General features: G+C 63.2%; 15 protein-coding genes. 12 read left to right on the forward strand and 3 right to left on the reverse strand.

The features are described from left to right. The 4 genes from sucB to VNT00_RS16320 form a co-directional block, all read left to right on the forward strand. Positions 1–690: dihydrolipoyllysine-residue succinyltransferase (gene sucB / locus VNT00_RS16305; protein WP_325589388.1), on the forward strand; the 690-nt coding region annotated here is incomplete at its 5' end. A gap of 189 nt (positions 691–879) precedes the next feature. After that, positions 880–2,307 carry a dihydrolipoyl dehydrogenase gene (gene lpdA / locus VNT00_RS16310; RefSeq protein ID WP_325589390.1) on the forward strand — a complete coding sequence of 476 codons (1,428 nt, stop codon included), beginning with the start codon at positions 880–882 and terminating at the stop codon, positions 2,305–2,307. A gap of 113 nt (positions 2,308–2,420) precedes the next feature. Beyond that, positions 2,421–3,512, forward strand: coding sequence for a cell division protein ZapE (gene zapE, locus VNT00_RS16315; protein WP_325589392.1), 1,092 nt, complete (start codon positions 2,421–2,423; stop codon positions 3,510–3,512). 61 nt (positions 3,513–3,573) lie between these two features. Next, complete coding sequence (locus VNT00_RS16320) at positions 3,574–4,905, forward strand: tryptophan--tRNA ligase (protein WP_325589394.1); 1,332 nt, start codon at positions 3,574–3,576, stop codon at positions 4,903–4,905. A 140-nt stretch (positions 4,906–5,045) separates the two neighbouring features. Here the strand turns inward: VNT00_RS16320 and VNT00_RS16325 are convergent, their stop codons facing one another. Then, on the reverse strand, positions 5,046–5,567 hold the full coding sequence (locus VNT00_RS16325) for a hypothetical protein (protein ID WP_325589396.1): 522 nt from the start codon (positions 5,565–5,567) through the stop codon (positions 5,046–5,048). 5 nt (positions 5,568–5,572) lie between these two features. Further along, positions 5,573–7,930: a Tex family protein gene (locus VNT00_RS16330; RefSeq protein ID WP_325589398.1), complete on the reverse strand. Its 2,358-nt coding sequence runs from the start codon at positions 7,928–7,930 to the stop codon at positions 5,573–5,575. Positions 7,931–8,049: 119 nt separating this feature from the next. Here VNT00_RS16330 and yoaA point away from each other — a divergent pair, with 119 nt between their 5' ends. Further along, positions 8,050–10,131, forward strand: coding sequence for a DNA repair helicase YoaA (yoaA, locus tag VNT00_RS16335; protein ID WP_325589551.1), 2,082 nt, complete (start codon positions 8,050–8,052; stop codon positions 10,129–10,131). Between the two features lie 70 nt (positions 10,132–10,201). On the opposite strand, the gene VNT00_RS16340 is transcribed toward yoaA, so the two are convergent. Beyond that, positions 10,202–10,996, reverse strand: a complete 795-nt coding sequence (locus VNT00_RS16340) for an outer membrane protein assembly factor BamD (RefSeq protein ID WP_325589553.1) — start codon at positions 10,994–10,996, stop codon at positions 10,202–10,204. Positions 10,997–11,097: 101 nt separating this feature from the next. Here VNT00_RS16340 and VNT00_RS16345 point away from each other — a divergent pair, with 101 nt between their 5' ends. The 7 genes from VNT00_RS16345 to VNT00_RS16375 all read left to right on the forward strand — a co-directional run bounded on the left by VNT00_RS16345 (position 11,098) and on the right by VNT00_RS16375 (position 17,406). Further along, a complete protein-coding gene (locus VNT00_RS16345; RefSeq protein ID WP_325589400.1) occupies positions 11,098–12,060 on the forward strand; it encodes an RluA family pseudouridine synthase in 963 nt (320 codons plus the stop codon). Beyond that, positions 12,057–12,869, forward strand: coding sequence for a peptidoglycan editing factor PgeF (gene pgeF / locus VNT00_RS16350; protein ID WP_325589402.1), 813 nt, complete (start codon positions 12,057–12,059; stop codon positions 12,867–12,869). The genes VNT00_RS16345 and pgeF overlap by 4 nt, the downstream gene beginning before the upstream one ends. 170 nt (positions 12,870–13,039) lie before the next feature. After that, on the forward strand, positions 13,040–14,674 hold the full coding sequence (phaC, locus tag VNT00_RS16355) for a class I poly(R)-hydroxyalkanoic acid synthase (RefSeq protein WP_325589404.1): 1,635 nt from the start codon (positions 13,040–13,042) through the stop codon (positions 14,672–14,674). Positions 14,675–14,743: 69 nt separating this feature from the next. After that, the gene (gene phbB / locus VNT00_RS16360) at positions 14,744–15,481 is read left to right on the forward strand and encodes an acetoacetyl-CoA reductase (RefSeq protein WP_325589405.1); all 738 of its coding nucleotides are present in this window, start codon (positions 14,744–14,746) and stop codon (positions 15,479–15,481) included. Positions 15,482–15,734: 253 nt separating this feature from the next. Further along, complete coding sequence (gene phaR, locus VNT00_RS16365; protein ID WP_325589407.1) at positions 15,735–16,304, forward strand: polyhydroxyalkanoate synthesis repressor PhaR; 570 nt, start codon at positions 15,735–15,737, stop codon at positions 16,302–16,304. A gap of 218 nt (positions 16,305–16,522) precedes the next feature. Next, on the forward strand, positions 16,523–17,062 hold the full coding sequence (locus VNT00_RS16370; protein WP_325589409.1) for an iron transporter: 540 nt from the start codon (positions 16,523–16,525) through the stop codon (positions 17,060–17,062). Then, complete coding sequence (locus tag VNT00_RS16375) at positions 17,062–17,406, forward strand: cupredoxin domain-containing protein (RefSeq protein WP_325589411.1); 345 nt, start codon at positions 17,062–17,064, stop codon at positions 17,404–17,406. Before VNT00_RS16370 ends, VNT00_RS16375 begins: the two co-directional genes overlap by 1 nt. The last annotated feature ends 12 nt before the right edge of the window (positions 17,407–17,418 follow it).

The raw sequence follows: 17,418 nt of genomic DNA on the forward strand, positions 1-17,418 counted from the left end.
CAGCGCGTTCCCATGAGCCGCCTGCGCGCCCGCGTGGCCGAGCGCCTGCTGCAGTCGCAGTCCGAGAACGCCATTCTCACCACCTTCAACGAAGTCAGCATGCAGGGCATCATGGATCTGCGCGCCCGCTACAAAGACAAATTCGAGAAAGAGCACGGCGTCAAGCTGGGCTTCACCTCGTTCTTCGTCAAGGCGGCCGTGGCTGCCCTCAAGAAGTATCCGGTGGTCAACGCCTCGGTCGATGGCAAAGACATCATCTACCACGGCTATTTCGACATCGGTATCGCCGTGGGCAGCCCGCGCGGCCTGGTGGTGCCCATTTTGCGCAATGCCGACCAGCTCTCCATCGCCGAAATCGAAAAGCAGATCGCCGACTTCGGCGCCCGCGCCCGCGACGGCAAGCTGAGCCTGGACGAACTCACCGGCGGCACGTTCTCCATTTCCAACGGCGGCGTTTTCGGCTCCATGCTGTCCACGCCCATCATCAACCCCCCGCAATCCGCCATTCTGGGCATTCATGCCACGAAGGAGCGCGCTGTGGTCGAGAATGGCCAGATCGTCATCCGTCCCATGAACTATCTGGCCCTGTCGTACGACCACCGCATCATCGACGGCCGCGAAGCCGTCCTGGCGCTGGTTGCCATGAAAGAGGCGCTTGAAGATCCCCAGCGCCTGCTGCTCGATCTCTGATCCCGCAGGCATCGACCAGGAACCGGGCCCCGGAAATCGTACCGAAGCATTCGCGTACCGTTTGCCGGGGCCTTTCATTCAGGCGTCGTCCAGGCCGGCATTGCCGGTCTTGTTCCGATGGCGCCTGCCTTGTTGCAGGGCGTGCGCCTCTCGTGCCGTCGCCCCAATTATTTATATCGAGTGAATACTATGGCTAAACAATTCGACGTAGTCGTCATTGGCGCGGGGCCCGGAGGGTACATCGCCGCGATCCGCGCAGCGCAGCTGGGCATGTCGGTAGCGTGCATCGATGCCTGGAGCACCGCCGACGGCAAGCCGGCGCCCGGGGGCACCTGCACCAATGTGGGCTGCATTCCTTCCAAGGCGCTGCTGCAGTCGTCCGAGCACTACGAACAGGTCAATCATCATTTCTCCGAGCACGGCATCGAAGTCAAGGGCGTGAGCCTCAAGCTCGACAAGCTGGTGGGCCGCAAGAACGCCGTCGTCAAGCAGAACAACGAAGGCATCCTGTATTTGTTCAAGAAGAACAAGGTCACCTTCTTCCACGGCAAGGGCTCGTTCGCCGCCTACGTGGACGGCGGCTGGAACATCAAGGTTGCCGGCGCGTCCGAGGAAGACCTGGTCGCCAAGCACGTCATCGTGGCGACGGGCTCGTCGCCGCGCGCGTTGCCGGGCCTGCCGTTCGACGAAAAGAAAATCCTGTCCAACGACGGCGCCCTGAGCCTGCCGTCCGTGCCCAAGACCCTGGGCGTCATCGGCGCCGGCGTCATCGGCCTGGAGCTTGGCAGCGTATGGCGCCGCCTGGGCGCGGAAGTCACCGTGCTGGAAGCCATGCCCGATTTCCTGGCCGTGGCCGACCAGCAGGTCGCCAAGGAAGCGCTCAAGGTTCTGACCAAGCAGGGCCTCAAGATCAGCACCGGCGTCAAGATCGGCGAAGTCAAGGCGACCGCCAAGTCGGTCACCGTGCCTTACACCGACGCCTCCGGCGCCGAGCAGTCGCTCACCGTCGACAGCCTCATCGTTTCCATTGGCCGCGTGCCCCACACCGAGGGCCTGGGCGTTGAAACCGTGGGCCTGAAGCTCGACGAGCGCGGCTTCATCGTGGTCGACGACGATTGCAAGACCAACCTGCCCAACGTATGGGCTGTGGGCGACGTGGTGCGCGGCCCCATGCTGGCGCACAAGGCCGAAGAAGAAGGCGTGGCGGTGGCCGAGCGCATTGCCGGGCAGCATGGCCACGTCAATTTCGCCACCATCCCGAGCGTCATCTACACTTCGCCCGAAATCGCCTGGGTCGGCCGGAACGAGCAGCAGCTCAAGACGGCCGGCGTGGACTACAAGGCGGGCAGCTTCCCCTTCCTGGCCAACGGCCGAGCACGGGCGCTGGGGGACACAACGGGCTTCGTCAAGATCCTGGCCGACGCCAAGACCGACGAGGTCCTGGGCGTGCACATCATCGGGCCCATGGCCTCCGAGCTGATCTCCGAGGCGGTCACGATCATGGAATTCCGCGGCGCGGCCGAGGACATTGCGCGGATCTGCCATGCTCATCCCACGCTGTCCGAAGCCGTGAAAGAAGCGGCCCTGGCTGTCGACAAACGCACCTTGAATTTCTGATGGACAGCCTGAATACCGCAGTGTGTTCGGGCGTTACAGGTGTATAGTCTTTGCAAGCCAGAAAGGGGCGGGCGCAAGCCCCCCCTTTTTTCATTCACGACAAGTCCGGGTTTATGAACGTTAGCGAGTATTACCAGCAGGCCCTGCAAGAGCGCGGCTACCAGGCCGATTCGGCGCAATTGGCGGCCATAGGCCGCTTGCAGCGATATTACGACGATTGGGTCGAGTACAAGCAGGCCCGTTCGACGACGTTGCGCAAATTGTTCCGTCGGCCCGACATTCCCCGCGGCGTTTACATGTGGGGCGGGGTGGGGCGCGGCAAAAGCTTCCTGATGGACGCGTTTTACGTGACCGTCCCGGTCAAGCGCAAGACCCGGCTGCATTTCCATGAGTTCATGCGCGGCGTGCATCACGAACTCGACGAGGTCAAGGGCATGGCCGATCCGCTCGACGAGGTGGCCAGGCGCATCGCCAAGCGCTATCGGCTGATCTGCTTCGACGAGTTCCATGTCTCGGACATCGCCGACGCCATGATTCTGTATCGTCTGCTGTTCAAGCTGTTCGAACTGGGAACGTCGTTCGTCATGACGTCCAATTACGAACCTTCCACGCTGTATCCCGACGGCCTGCACCGCGACCGCATCCTGCCGGCGATCAAGCTCATATACGAGCGCATGGACGTGCTCAACGTCGATACCGGCACCGACTACCGGCGCCGCACGCTGCAGTCCGTGCGCGTCTACCTGTCGCCGATCAACGAGTCCACCGATGTCGAGCTGCGCGGCATTTTCGAGCGCCTGTCCGACACCGCGGCCCAGAAGCCGGTGCTGACGGTCGAACATCGCGAGCTTCGCGCCATTGCGCTGGCCGGCAGTATCGTATGGTTCGACTTCGCCACGCTTTGCGCGGGCCCGCGGTCGCAAAACGACTACCTCGAGCTGGCCAACCGCTTCCAGACGGTCATTGTCTCGGGCGTGCCGCGCATGGAAGCGCGCCATGCCTCCGAAGCCAGGCGCTTCACCTGGCTGGTCGACGTGTTCTACGATCATCGCGTCAAGCTGATCATGTCGGCCGAGTGCGACGTCGAAGAGTTATATACTCAAGGGCCTATGGCCAACGAGTTCCAGCGCACCGTATCGCGCATCATGGAAATGCAGTCGCGCGAATACCTTGAATCCGAGCGCCGCGCAGCTGTAACGCTGTGAAGGCTCGGCCGGTTTCGTCCGCCCCCGTCTTGGCGGCTTCCATCATTTGCACTCAGAATCTATGACTACCCGCGTATTAACAGGCATTACCACTTCCGGCACACCGCATCTGGGCAACTATGCCGGAGCCATCCGGCCCTCCATCCAGGCCAGTGTGCAGCCAGGAGTCGACGCTTTCTATTTCATGGCCGACTACCATGCGCTCATCAAGTGCGACGATCCGCAGCGCATTGCGCGGTCGCGGCTGGAAATCGCCGCCACCTGGCTGGCGGCGGGCCTGGACGCCGACAAGGTGACGTTCTACCGGCAGTCCGATATTCCCGAGATCCCCGAATTGTGCTGGATGCTTACCTGCGTTACGGCCAAGGGCTTGATGAACCGCGCGCACGCCTACAAGGCCTCGGTCGACCAGAATGTCGCCCGGCAGGCCGAGCCGGACGACGGCATCACCATGGGGCTGTTCTCGTACCCCATTCTCATGGCGGCCGACATCCTTATGTTCAATGCGCACAAAGTGCCGGTGGGCCGCGACCAGATCCAGCACTTGGAAATGGCGCGCGACATTGCACAGCGCTTCAATTATCTGTATGGCGGCGGCAAGGACTTCTTCGTGATGCCCGAGGCGCAGATCGATGACGACGTGGCAACGCTGCCTGGCCTGGACGGGCGCAAGATGTCCAAGAGCTACGACAACACCATTCCCTTGTTCGAGGGCGGGGCCAAGGCCATGCGGGCCGCGGTGGCGCGCATCGTGACCGATTCACGCGAGCCCGGCGAGCCCAAGGACGCCGAGGGGTCGCATCTGTATACCTTGTATCGCGCGTTCGCCACGCATGAAGAATCCGGGCAGTTCCGCCGCGAGCTCGAAGAGGGCATGGGCTGGGGCGATGCCAAGGTGCGCCTGTGCGACCGCATTGAGCAAGAGCTGGCGCCCATGCGCGAGCGCTATGCCCAGCTCATCGCCGCGCCGCAGCGCATCGAAGACATCCTGCAGGCCGGCGCGGCCAAGGCGCGCCGGCTTTCGGCGCCGTTCATCGCACAGTTGCGCGAGGCGGTCGGCCTGCGCCAGACCGCGGCGCCCGTGTCCAAGCCGGCCAAGTCCAAGGCCGGGAAAAGAGCGCGTTTCGCCAGCTTTCGCGACGAGGCGGGCATGTTCCGCTTCCGTTTCGTGGGCGAGGACGGCGCCGAGCTGTTCCTGTCCGAAGGGTTCGAGAATCCCAAGGCGGCGGGGGATGCCGTCAAGCGGTTGCAGGCCGAAGGCCTGGATGGCTTTGTCGTCCGGCAGGACGGCCAGGCGTCGATTTGCGTGGACGGCGTGCTGATATGCCGTCTTGATGCGGACGCTCTGGAGCGGGTGCGCCAGGCCATCGCCGGCATGGCCGAAGAGGCTTAGTGGCGCCCCGTATGTCGGCTTTGAAGAGGCGAGCCGGCCGGTGGCCAATGTGAGCTAGCCGGAGCCTAGACGTTTCGGCGGGCTTGTATTCTTGTGGGTCATGAACAGGCCGGTGCATTGCGCGCCGGCCTTGTTTGTTTCTATTGGCAGGGTTCGGCTTCCAGCCCCAGCTCTTTGCACAGGGCCAGGAATTGGCCTGCTTTGTCCCGGTATATGAGCACGGTCTGGAAATCGTGGCTGTAGCTTTGTCCGAAATGGATCAGGCAGTATTTGGGGTGGTGGGCCAGCAGTTGCGCTTCCAGCCATTGGAAGTAGTCGGAGACGGTTTCGAAATTGTTGTCGTCGTAGGGGTAGTCGGGAAGCTCGGGGCTTTCGAACGCCGCGATGATTTGCTCATGAAGCTCGTCCACGGTGTCGGCGACGGCAAAGAAATCCTCCAGCTCGACGAAGATGATGAAGGCGGTAACGCCTTTTGGATCGTACTGCGCGACCTGGGCGGCGTCTTTGCCGTAATTGGACGACAGGATTTCAGCCGGGGCCTTCCGGGCCTGTAGGCACAGGTTTACGATTCGGGTGGTTTCGTGTTCGTCCAGGTCGCCGCAGCTCAGCGTATCGAGCACGCTGGCCAGCTTGAGTTCCAGGTCGGGAGAGGTGTCGGGCATGATGGCTATTTGTTGAGTTTGGCGAAGGCGGCTGCCATGGCGCCCATGCCGCTGTCGGGAGCCTGCCGGTTGGGCGTTCTGCCGGCGCCGGCGGATTTGCCGCCGCCCTGGCCGCGCCGCAGGGCGGGGCCGTCGTCGTTCAGGCGCATGGTCAGGCCGACGCGCTTGCGGGCGACGTCGACTTCCTGGACCTTGACCTTGACGGTTTGCCCGACCCGGACGACGTCGCGCGGATCCTTGACGAATTTGTCGGCCAGGGCCGAAATATGCACCAGGCCGTCCTGGTGCACGCCGATGTCGACAAAAGCCCCGAAGTTCGCCACATTGGTGATGACGCCCTCAAGAATCATGCCCTCATGCAGGTCGTTGAGCGAATTGACGCCTTCCTTGAAGGTTGCCGTCTTGAATTCGGGCCGCGGATCGCGGCCGGGCTTTTCGAGCTCGGAAAAAATGTCCTTGACGGTGGGCAGCCCGAAGCGCTCGTCGGTGAAATCCGCCGGCGACACCCCTTTCAGCGCGCCTTGCTGGCCCATGATCTGGCTCGCCTCGGCGTTGATCTTGGCCAGGATGCGCTCGACCACGGGATAGGCTTCGGGGTGAACGGACGAGGCGTCCAGGGGATTGTCGCCGTTGGCGATGCGCAGAAAGCCTGCCGCCTGTTCGAATGCCTTGTCGCCGAAGCGCGCCACCTTGAGCAGGGTCTTGCGGTTGGGGAAGGCGCCGTTCTCGTCGCGCCAGGCGACGATGTTCTTGGCGAGCGAGGCGTTCAGCCCCGAAACCCGGCTGAGCAGCGGCGCCGAGGCGGTATTGACGTCCACGCCCACGGCATTGACGCAGTCCTCGATGACGGCGTCGAGCGAACGGGCCAGTTCGCGCTGGTTGACGTCGTGCTGGTACTGGCCCACGCCGATGGCCTTGGGCTCGATCTTGACGAGTTCGGCCAGGGGGTCCTGCAGACGCCGTGCAATGGACACCGCGCCCCGCAGGCTCACGTCCATATCGGGGAATTCCTGGGCCGCCAGCTCCGAGGCGGAATAGACCGAGGCACCGGCTTCCGAGACTACGACACGTGTCAGGGCCAGCTCGGGGAAGGCCTGCAGCAGGTCGCCGACCAGCTTCTCGGTTTCGCGCGAGGCCGTGCCGTTGCCGATGGCGGCCAGTTGGACCTTGTGGCGGACCGCCAGGGCGGCCAGTGTCCGGATGGAGCCCTCGCGGTCGCGGCGGGGTTCGAAGGGATAGATGGTGGCGGTGTCCAGTACCTTGCCGGTGGCGTCGATGACGGCTACCTTGACGCCGGTGCGGATGCCCGGATCCAGGCCCATGACCGCCTTGGGGCCGGCGGGGGCCGCCAGCAGCAGGTCTTTGAGATTGGCCGCGAAGACGCGGATGGCTTCTTGCTCTGCCTCGTCCCGCAGGCGGCCGATGAGCTCGGTTTCGAAAGCCGTGATCAGCTTGACGCGCCAGGTCCAGCGACAGACTTCGCCCAGCCAGCGTCCGCGCGCGGGAGCGTCGAGCGAGAAGTCGGCGCCGACTTTCAGCGATTGCGCGATGCGGGCGACGCAGGGGTGGGGCGTTTGCGCCTCGAGTTCGGCCTTCAGGCCCAGGCGCAGATCGAGCGCGCCTTGCTGGCGGCCGCGCAGCAACGCCAGCACGCGATGCGAGGGCAGGGTGCGCAAGGGCTCCTGGAAGTCGAACCAGTCGCGGAAGTTGTCGCCGTCGTTCTCTTTGCCTTCCACCACTTTCGAGTACAACAGGCCGGTGTTCCAGAGGTGGTCGCGCAACTCCGCCAGCAAGTCGGCGTTTTCGGCATAACGTTCGGCCAGGATGTCGCGGGCACCATCCAGGGCGGCCTTGGCGTCGTTGATCGAGGCTTCGGCGTTGAGATAGCCTTGCGCCAGCTCGGCGGGATCGCAGGAGGCGTCGGCCAGTATGGCGTCGGCCAGCGGCTCCAGCCCAGCCTCGCGGGCGATCTGCGCGCGCGTGCGGCGCTTGGGCTTGTAGGGGGCGTAGAGATCTTCGAGGCGCTGCTTGGTGTCGGCCGCCTCGAGTTCTTTTTGCAGCTCGGGCGTGAGCTTGCCCAATTGGGTGACGGATTCCAGGATGGCGGCGCGCCGGCCTTCGAGTTCGCGCACATACAGCAGACGTACTTCCAGGTTGCGCAGCACGGTGTCGTCCAGCCCGCCGGTGGCTTCCTTGCGGTAGCGGGCGATGAAGGGCACGGTGGCCCCGCCGTCAAGCAGTTCGACGGCTGCGGCGACCTGGGTGGCGCGGACCCCCAGTTCGTTGGAAAGCAGGACGAGGATGCGGGCGGGGTCGCCGCCCTGGGTGGACGGAGACTGGGTCTGGACTGCGGAAGTGGTCATGGATCGATCAGGAAAAACGTCATTCAAGCGGGGCATTTTGCCACAAGCCGGGCCCAAGCATGCAGGCGGGGGGGTATCATTTACCCTTGATCCTCTATTATGACGACGTCATCGCCCGGATGCTGTTTCAAGAACTTTCCGATATTTTCTCGCCCAATGGCCCGATTGCTTCGGCCGTGCCCGATTTCCGGCCAAGGCCGGCGCAGCTCGAGCTTGCGCAGGCCATAGAAAAAGCGGTTCAGGAGCGTCAGGTTCTGGTGGCCGAGGCGGGCACGGGCACGGGCAAGACCTGGGCCTACTTGGTGCCCGCATTCTTGTGCGGGGGCAAGGTCCTGGTGTCCACGGGAACCCGCACGCTGCAGGATCAACTGTTCCGGCGCGACCTGCCGCGCTTGCGCGCCGCGCTGGCCCTGCCGATCACGGTGGCGCTGCTCAAGGGCCGGGGCAATTACGTGTGCCACTATCATCTCGAACGCCTGGCGGGCGACGACCGCGCGCTCAAGTCCCGCGCCGAAATCGGCCAGCTGCGCCATATACAGGTCTTTGCCCAGCAGTCCAAGACCGGTGACCGCGCCGATCTGGTCCAGGTTCCCGAGGACGCCGACATCTGGAACCGGGTGACCTCCACGCGCGAGAACTGCCTGGGCCAGGAGTGTCCCCACGTGCGCGACTGTTTTGTGCTGAAGGCCAGGCGCTATGCCCAGGATGCCGACCTGGTCGTCGTCAACCATGCCTTGTTCATGGCCGACCTGGCCCTGCGCGAGGACGGCATTACCGACCTGCTGCCGGCGGCCGACGTGGTGGTGTTCGACGAAGCGCACCAACTGCCCGATATCGCCACGCGCTTTCTGGGCACCAGCGTATCGTCCCACCAGCTTCTGGACCTGGCCCGCCAGGTCGAGGCCGCCGGGCTGGCCCATGCCCGCGAGTCCACAAACTGGAGCGAGGCGGGCAAGAAAATCGAGCATGCGGCGCGCGAGCTCCGGCTGGCGGCCGGCGCCATCGACAAGCTGCCGGGACGCAAGGCCATCTACGACGCCATTCCCAATGCCGAGCAGTTCGACAAGGCCCTGGAAGACCTGCTGCAGGTGCTGGATCGCAGTACACAGCTTTTGCACGTGGTGTCGGAAAAGCACCCCGACCTGGGCGCCGCGCATAAAACCTGCCTGGATCTGCGCGCCAAGCTTTTTCAATGGAGCCAGCCCGACAGGCAGGGGCGCAACGCGTTGGCGCCGGCGGATGCGGCGGCACGGGACGAAGCTGACGGATCCATCGCCATTGCGCCGGTCCCGTCGGCCTCGCTGGCCGTGCGCTGGGTAGAGCAAAGCCTGCATCACATGCGCCTGCACAGCGCGCCTTTGTCGGTGGCGCAGATTTTCTCGCGCTATCGCCGCGACGACCAGGCCTGGATATTCACTTCGGCCACCTTGTCGGTGGGCGGCAATTTCGGGCATTTCCAGAAGCAGCTTGGCTTGTGGGACGCCACGACGCTGCGCTGGGAGTCGCCTTTCGACTACGCGCAGCAGGGGGTCCTGTTCGTCCCGAAAAACCTGCCCTTGCCCAACGACGGCTTGTTCAACGAAAAATTCGTGGCGGCGCTGTGGCCGCTCGTCGAAGCCTCCTCGGGCGGGGTTCTGGTGCTATGCACGACGCTGCGCTCCGTGGAGCGCATTGCCGAGCTTCTGCAGGACGAGCTGGACTCCGCGGGCAGCGACCGCGTATTGCTGCGCCAGGGCGAAAGCTCGCGGCGCGTGCTGCTCGAGCGCTTCCGTGCTGAAAAGAACGCAGTGCTGGTAGGCAGCGCCAGCTTCTGGGAAGGTATCGACGTGCCGGGCGATGCCCTGACCCTGGTGGCCATCGACAAGCTGCCGTTCGCGCCTCCCGACGATCCCGTGCTCGAGGCGCGGCTGAAGCTGTGCCGCAACGAAGGGGGAAACCCGTTCATGGAATATCAGGTGCCCGAAGCCGCCATTGCCCTGAAGCAGGGCGCGGGCAGGCTGATACGTTCGGAAAGGGATTGGGGGGTGCTGATGGTGGGCGACAGCCGCATCGTCGACAAACCCTATGGAAAGCTGCTGTGGCGCGGCCTGCCGCCTTTCGCACGCACGCGCGACGTTGCGCAGGTGCTGGGGTTCTTCAATAGAAAACAGGCGCCCGGAGCGCCTGTGGAAGATGCCGAAGAAACCATGCCCTCGGCGTAATCGCCGATGAATTCCCGCCCGATCCTTGGGCTTTACGGCCTGTAGCTCGGGCTTCTCGCAGCGGAAACCTTTATAGCCAGTTCATCGGGTTCCAGGCGCTTTTGGGTTCGTTCAGTCCCTGCTTGTAGTATTTGCTGTTCGGGAAGTTCTTGTCCAGAACGCGCTTGGCGTCGTCCCGCAGCTCGGGCATGTTCAGCTTGTCGTACGACATGTACATGATGTACAGGGCTTTTTCGGCGGCGGGCACGCCCTGGAAGTCGGTGATGACCGTTTGTGCGCGGTTGATCGCGGCCAGGTAGGCGTGCCGTTCGTAATAGTATTGGGCGACGTGCACTTCGTTGTCGGCCAGCGTGCTGACCAGCCAGGCCACCCGCTTTTTCGCGTCGTCGGTATAGCGGCTGTCGGGGTAGCGCTTGATGAGCTCGTTGAAGGCTTCGTACGATTCGCGCAGCCCTTTGGGATCGCGCTCGCTGGGATCCTGGCGGGTGATTTTGGTGAATGCGGCGCTGGGGGGCGTGAAGGTGATCAGCCCCTTCAGGTACAGCATGTAATCGGTGCCCTCGTGGTTGGGGTATTGCTGCTGGAAGCGGTCGATGGCCGCCAGGGCCTGTTCCGGCTCGTCGTCACGCCAATTTACGTAGGCAAGCTCGATGAGCGCCTGCTGGGCGTAGCCGCCGAAGGGGTAGCGCGACTCCAGCGCTTCAAGGTGGGTGCGGGCTTCTTTCCAGTTGCCGTCGCTGACTTCGGAGTGCGCTTCTTTGTACAGCCGTTCGGCGCTCCAGCCGGCGGTTTTGTCGACGTCTCCCTTGAAGGCGCCGCAGCCGGCAAGGACAATGGCCGCAAGCAGGAAGACTGCCGGGCGGATAAGCCTGTTAAGGCGGTTGGTGCCGAGGGTGTTGAGGTTTGGGCGAGTCACAAAAGCGTCCTTGGTGTTAGCATTGCAGGCTGATTATATGATTAGTCGCCATGCCTGACACAGATATTGCCAAAGAAAGTTCAAACTCCGCTCAGCCCCTGGAGTTCGAGCTGCCGTTCAAGACCCGGCCCGAGCGTCTGGACAAGGTTCTGGCGCGGCTGATCCCCGAACATTCCCGCAGCCGTCTCCAGGCATGGATAGAAGGCGGGCATGTGCAGGTAAACGGCCAGGCCGCGCGTGTGCGGCAAATGGTCAATCCGGGCGACAAGCTTACCGTCTGGGAACAATTGCCGCCCGAGTCGCAGGCGTTCTCGCCCGAGCCGGTGCCGTTCGGCGTTGTGGCGCAGAGTCCGGACTGGATCGTGGTGAACAAGCCCGCCGGGCTGGTGACGCATCCGGGCGCCGGCAACTGGAGCGGCACCTTGCTGAATGGCCTGCTGTACCGGTTTCCCGAGCTGAAAACGGTGGCGCGCGCCGGCATCGTGCATCGCCTGGACAAAGACACTTCGGGCCTGCTGGTGGTGGCCCGCCACGAAAAAGCGCAAACTCACTTGATTCGCCAGTTGCAGGACAGAACCGTGAGCCGCGAGTACGTCGCGCTGGCGCATGGCAATATCGTCCGGGCGGGCACGGTGGACCAGGCCATCGGGCGCGATCCGCGGGTGCCCGTGCGCATGACGGTCGATCATCCCATTGCGCCCAAGCAGGCCATTACGCACTACGAGCCGCTGCGGATCGGCGAAACCACCGAAGGCCTGCTGGTGACCGAAGTCGTATGCCGCCTGGAAACCGGCCGCACGCACCAGATTCGCGTGCATCTGGCCAGCCTGCGCCATCCGCTGGTCGCCGACATGCTGTACGGAGGCAAGCAAGCCGGTGGCGCCACGCGCCAGTTGCTGCACGCGCGCGCCCTGCGTTTCGACGATTTTTCCACCGGGCGGCGCGTGGAGTTCCAGGCGCCCCTGGCCGACGATTTTCTCGAAGTGCTGCAAGGCATTGCGTGGCAGGCATGACTACGGACACGAGCATGGGCGAAGAAAACCTGGGATGCGTTACCGGCGGACCCTGGAGCGGGGTGCGCTATTTCTGCACGACGCGGCGGGGCGGCGTCAGCACAGGGGCGCGCGCTTCCCTGAACCTTGGCCGTCACGTCGGCGATGACGCCTTGCTGGTCGACGAGAACCGGCGCCGGCTGGCCCGTCGCCTGCCGGCCGCGCCGCTCTGGCTCGACCAGGTTCACGGAACGCAGGTCTTCGACGCGGACGCCGCCGGGGGTGAGGCTGGGGCTGCCGCCGGGCTGCCGCGGGCCGATGCCGCGGTCACGACGAGCGCCGGCCGGGTGCTGGCGATCATGACGGCCGATTGCCTGCCCGTGGTCATAGCCGATTTGGACGGCGCCGCGCTGGGTGTGGCGCATGCCGGCTGGCGCGGCCTGGCCGGCGGTGTGCTGGAAAATACCTTGGACAGCCTGCGTGCCAGGCATCCGGGGGCCTCGGCCTGGCGAGCCTGGATAGGCCCGGGCATCAGCCAGCCCCACTTCGAGGTCGGCGGCGAGGTGCGCGAGGCTTTTGTCGCCCAGGATCCGGATTGGACGGCTTTTTTTGCCGAGGGCGCCCGGCCGGGCAAGTGGCAGGCCGATTTGCCGGGCTTGGCCCGGGCGCGGCTGCTCAAGGCGGGCGTTCAGCAGGTGCAGGCCAGCGGCCATTGCACCTATGCCGAGTCCGACATGTTCTATTCGTATCGGCGCGATCCCGATGGGGGGCGCATGGCGACGGTCGCGTGGCTGGGGCCCGCCGGCGCACATCACGGCAGTCGCGTTTAGGCCGGAGCCGGCGGAACGCAAGGCGGCGCTTGCCGCGACAAGGCCGGATGCCTTGCGGGGATGGACAACACCGCGATATTCCATTCGTCCAGAGAGCTTACCCTGATTGACATTGCCGCAAATGATCAGCACCATGGCTTAAAAGTAGGTTTAAAGGCATAGGGTTCGATATGACTGCTCCATATCCAGTGCAATGGCCCTTTCCTGGCGGGGTTGCCCCCGACAAGCTTGCCGAAATCCAGGCCGAGTTTTCCCGGGAATGGGCACGTATTACAGAGCAGGCGCGACAAGGCGCGCTTCAGGCGCCGGCCGATCGTCGCTTCAGTTCTCCCGAATGGGCGGCAAGGCCCGATCATTTGCTTACCGCGCATGCGTATCTGCTTTCAAGCCGGGCCATGCAGCAAATGGTCGATGCCGCCCAGGTGCCCGAGCCGCTGCGGCGGCGCCTGCGGTTCTCCGTCATGCAGTGGGTCGAGGCCGTGTCTCCGGCCAATTTCCTGGCCACCAACCCCGAAGTCCAGAAGCTCGTGGCCGACAGCAACGGGGTTTCACTGGCGCATGGGCTGAACAATCTTCTTGGCGACCTGCAAAAGGGCCGCATGTCGCAAACCGACGAATCCCGGTTCGCGGTGGGCGGGAACGTGGCGGTTACCCAGGGGGCGGTGGTGTTCGAGAACCGCCTCATGCAGGTCATACAGTATGCCCCGGCAGCAGCGCGAACCTACAAGACGCCGCTGCTCATCGTGCCGCCCTGCATCAATAAATTCTATATCCTCGATCTGCAGCCCGAGAGCTCGCTGGTGCGCTATGCGCTCGAGCAGGGCTTCAATGTGTTTCTGGTTTCGTGGCGCAATCCGCTTGCTTCCGACGACGACGGCATCGATGCGGCCACCTGGGACGACTACCTGCAGGAAGGCGTGCTGGCCGCCACCCGGGTCGTGCAGGACGTCTCCGGCCAGGACCGCATCAACGCGCTGGGCTTCTGCGTGGGCGGCACCTTGCTGGCGTCGGCCCTGGCCCTGGCTCATGCGCAGGGCAGCCACCCGGTCCAGTCGCTTACCCTGCTTACCACCTTGCTCGACTTCAACGACACAGGCGTTCTCGATGTCTTCGTCGACGAAGCGCACGCGCAAACGCGCGAACGGCAGCTAGGGCAGGGCGGCCTGATGTCCGCGCGCGAGCTTGGCACCACGTTTTCGTTTTTGCGGCCCAGCGAACTGGTCTGGAACTATGTGGTCGGCAATTATTTGAAAGGCGAATCTCCTCCCGCCTTCGACCTCCTGTTCTGGAATTCCGACGGCACCAATCTGCCAGGGCCTTTCTTTGCCTGGTATTTCCGCAATACTTATCTTGAAAACAACTTGAAAGAACCGGGCCGCGTAAAAATAAGCGGGCACCCCATCGACCTCACCAGCCTTTCCATGCCGGCCTATGTCTACGGCTCGCGCGATGACCACATCGTGCCCTGGCACGCGGCCTATGCGTCCACGGCCATCCTGCGCGGGCCTACGCGCTTCGTCCTCGGGGCTTCGGGGCATATCGCGGGGGTCATCAATCCGCCATCCAAAAACCGGCGCCACTATTGGGCCGAGTCCCAGGGCGCGGCTGCCCAGCCGCTGCCGGGCGATCCCGAAGCCTGGTTCGAGCAGGCCGAGCGGCAGGCGGGCAGTTGGTGGCCCGACTGGGCCGCGTGGCTGGCCGGGCATTCCGGCGCGCTCGGCCGCCCTCCGGCCAGGCTGGGCAACAAACGTCACGCACCCATCGAAGAGGCGCCCGGCCGATACGTGAAGGTGCGCGCAGTATAGGCGGGGAGGGTTTCGTGCCCCGCCGCGCAACAGTAGTACCAAAGTAGCAACCCAGTCGAGGAGAAGAAGATGAGTGGCAAACTAGCTTATGTGACAGGTGGAATGGGTGGTATCGGAACGGCGATCTGCCAGCGGCTGGCCAAAGACGGATTCACGGTTGTAGCGGGTTGCGGGCCCAGCCGGGATTTTCAGCAATGGCTGGACGAGCAGGCGGCGCTGGGCTACAAGTTCCATGCGTCGGTAGGTAATGTATCCGATTGGGAATCCACGGCCCGCGCATTCGAGAAGGTCGTCAAGGAATTGGGGCCGGTCGATGTCCTGGTCAACAACGCGGGCATTACCCGGGATGGCGTTTTTCGCAAAATGTCGCTGGACGATTGGCGGGCCGTCATCGATACCAATCTGAACAGTCTGTTCAACGTCACCAAGCAGGTCATCGAAGGCATGGTCGACCGGCAATGGGGGCGCATCATCAACATCAGCTCCGTCAACGGCCAGAAAGGGCAGTTCGGGCAAACCAACTATTCCACGGCGAAGGCCGGGATCCACGGGTTCACGATGGCGCTGGCCCAGGAAGTCGCCAGCAAGGGCGTCACGGTCAACACGATTTCCCCGGGATACATCGGCACCGACATGGTGCGCGCCATCCGGCCCGACGTGCTCGAAAAAATCGTGGCCACCATACCGGTGAAGCGCCTTGGCACGCCCGAGGAAATCGGCGGCATGGTCGCCTGGCTGTCGTCGGACGACGCGGGTTTTGCGACCGGCGCCGATTTTTCCCTGAATGGCGGTTTGCACATGGGGTAGGCAAAAAGCGCCCCCTTTTTTGCCGTCTGGCCGCCCCAAGGCAAGAAGCTCCCCCTCGGGGGGGGGGGCAGCAAGCCGCGTCAGCGGTGCAGCGTGGGGGGCTTTTTTAGGGGGCGCGTTTTGCAATTCTTTTTCAGCGTGCTTATAGTCTTACAGTAAGCTACTGAATAATTCCAGCTTTCTTCGTGACAGGACACTGGAGGGTACGCGGGCATATCGCCCCTTTCGTTTTTTTACGCACTTGGTTGAACTCATGACGCAAGAACCATCCTCGGCAACAGACCGGCTGATAAAAAAATACCCCAACCGTCGTTTGTACGACACCAAGACCAGCGCCTACATCACGCTGGCCGACGTCAAGCAACTGGTGCTCGATAACGAAGCTTTCCAGGTCGTCGACGCGAAATCCGGCGAGAACCTGACCCGCAGCATACTTCTGCAGATCATCCTCGAAGAGGAAAGCGGCGGCGTTCCCATGTTCTCGTCGGTGGCGCTGGCGCAAATCATCCGGTTCTACGGCCATTCCATGCAGGGCATAATGGGAACCTTCCTGGAAAAAAACATCATGGCCTTCATGGAAATCCAGGAGCGCATGGCCGAGCAGTCCAAGGGGATGTATGGCGGCACGCAGTTCGGCCCCGAAACCTGGGCCCAGTTCATGAACATCCAGACCCCCATGCTGCAAAACATGATGAACAGCTACATCGACCAAAGCAAGAATCTGTTCGTCCAGATGCAGGATCAAATGCAGGACCAAACCCGCTCCATGTTTTCGGCGTTTCCCTTCAATCCCGTCTCGTCCAGCGAGCCCAAGAAAAAATAACCCCCTGGGTTTGCCGCCGGCACGCGCCAGCCTCGACCCGTCCCGGATCGAGGCTGGCTTGTTTTTTGATGGGATTCAGGTGCCAGTTAGCCTGGCGTGATAGATTAATGAGAATTAGACTCGTTTTTGTTTGTCCCGAAAGGCATTCAAGGCGGGCCGGTGCCGTGTGCGCCGTTTCTCGTATCACCGGCTGTTATTTTACCTGGAGCGTAGTAAAGATGATGAAACAAGTGCTAACGGCGGCAGTATTGAGCCTGGGCCTTGCCGTATCGGCGGCTGCCGCCGAGTACCCCATCGGCAAGCCGGTCGAGCAGGCCGGCATGGAAATCGCCGCCGTGTATCTGCAGCCCATCGAAATGGCTCCCGCCGGAATAATGCGGCCGGCCAAGGATTCCGATATTCACCTTGAAGCCGACATCCATGCCGTCGCCGACAATCCCAATGGGTTCTCGGAAGGTTCATGGATGCCGTATCTTGTCATCACCTATCAACTGCAGAAAAAAGGCAGCGACAAAATCATCAAGGGCCCGTTGATGCCCATGGTGGCCAACGACGGCCCGCACTACGGCGACAACGTCAAGCTCGACGGCCCTGGCAAGTACTCGCTTACCTTTTCCATTTCCGCGCCCTCGGCCGATCCCATGAATCACTTCGGCCGCCATGTCGACAAGGAAACCGGCGTGGCTGACTGGTTCAAGCCTTTCACCGTGCATTACGAGTTCGTGTACGCCGGCACCGGCAAGAAGGGCGGGTACTGATGCGCTGGTCCGCATTCGCCGTGCTTGCGCTATGCCTTGCCCTGGGAATGGGGGGCGGGGCCGCCCAGGCTGCCGAGCTGCCCACGTACACGCTCACGTTCAAGGCCGGCGGGCAGTTCGAGCCCGCCCGCCTCGAAGTCCCGGCCGGCAAGTTCAAGCTCATACTCGTCAACGAAAGCAATGAGCCCGTGGAGTTCGAGAGCCTGCCGCTGCGCAAGGAAAAAGTGCTTGGCCCCGGGGTCAAGTCCTTCGTGGTCATCACGGTTTCCCGGCCCGGCGAGTACCCGTTTTTCGACGATTTTCATCAAGATACCAAAGGCACCCTGGTCGTTACCGGCAAGTAGGGCGTAAAGCAT

Source organism: Eoetvoesiella sp., from assembly GCF_035555955.1.
Taxonomy (GTDB): Bacteria; Pseudomonadota; Gammaproteobacteria; order Burkholderiales; family Burkholderiaceae_B; genus Eoetvoesia.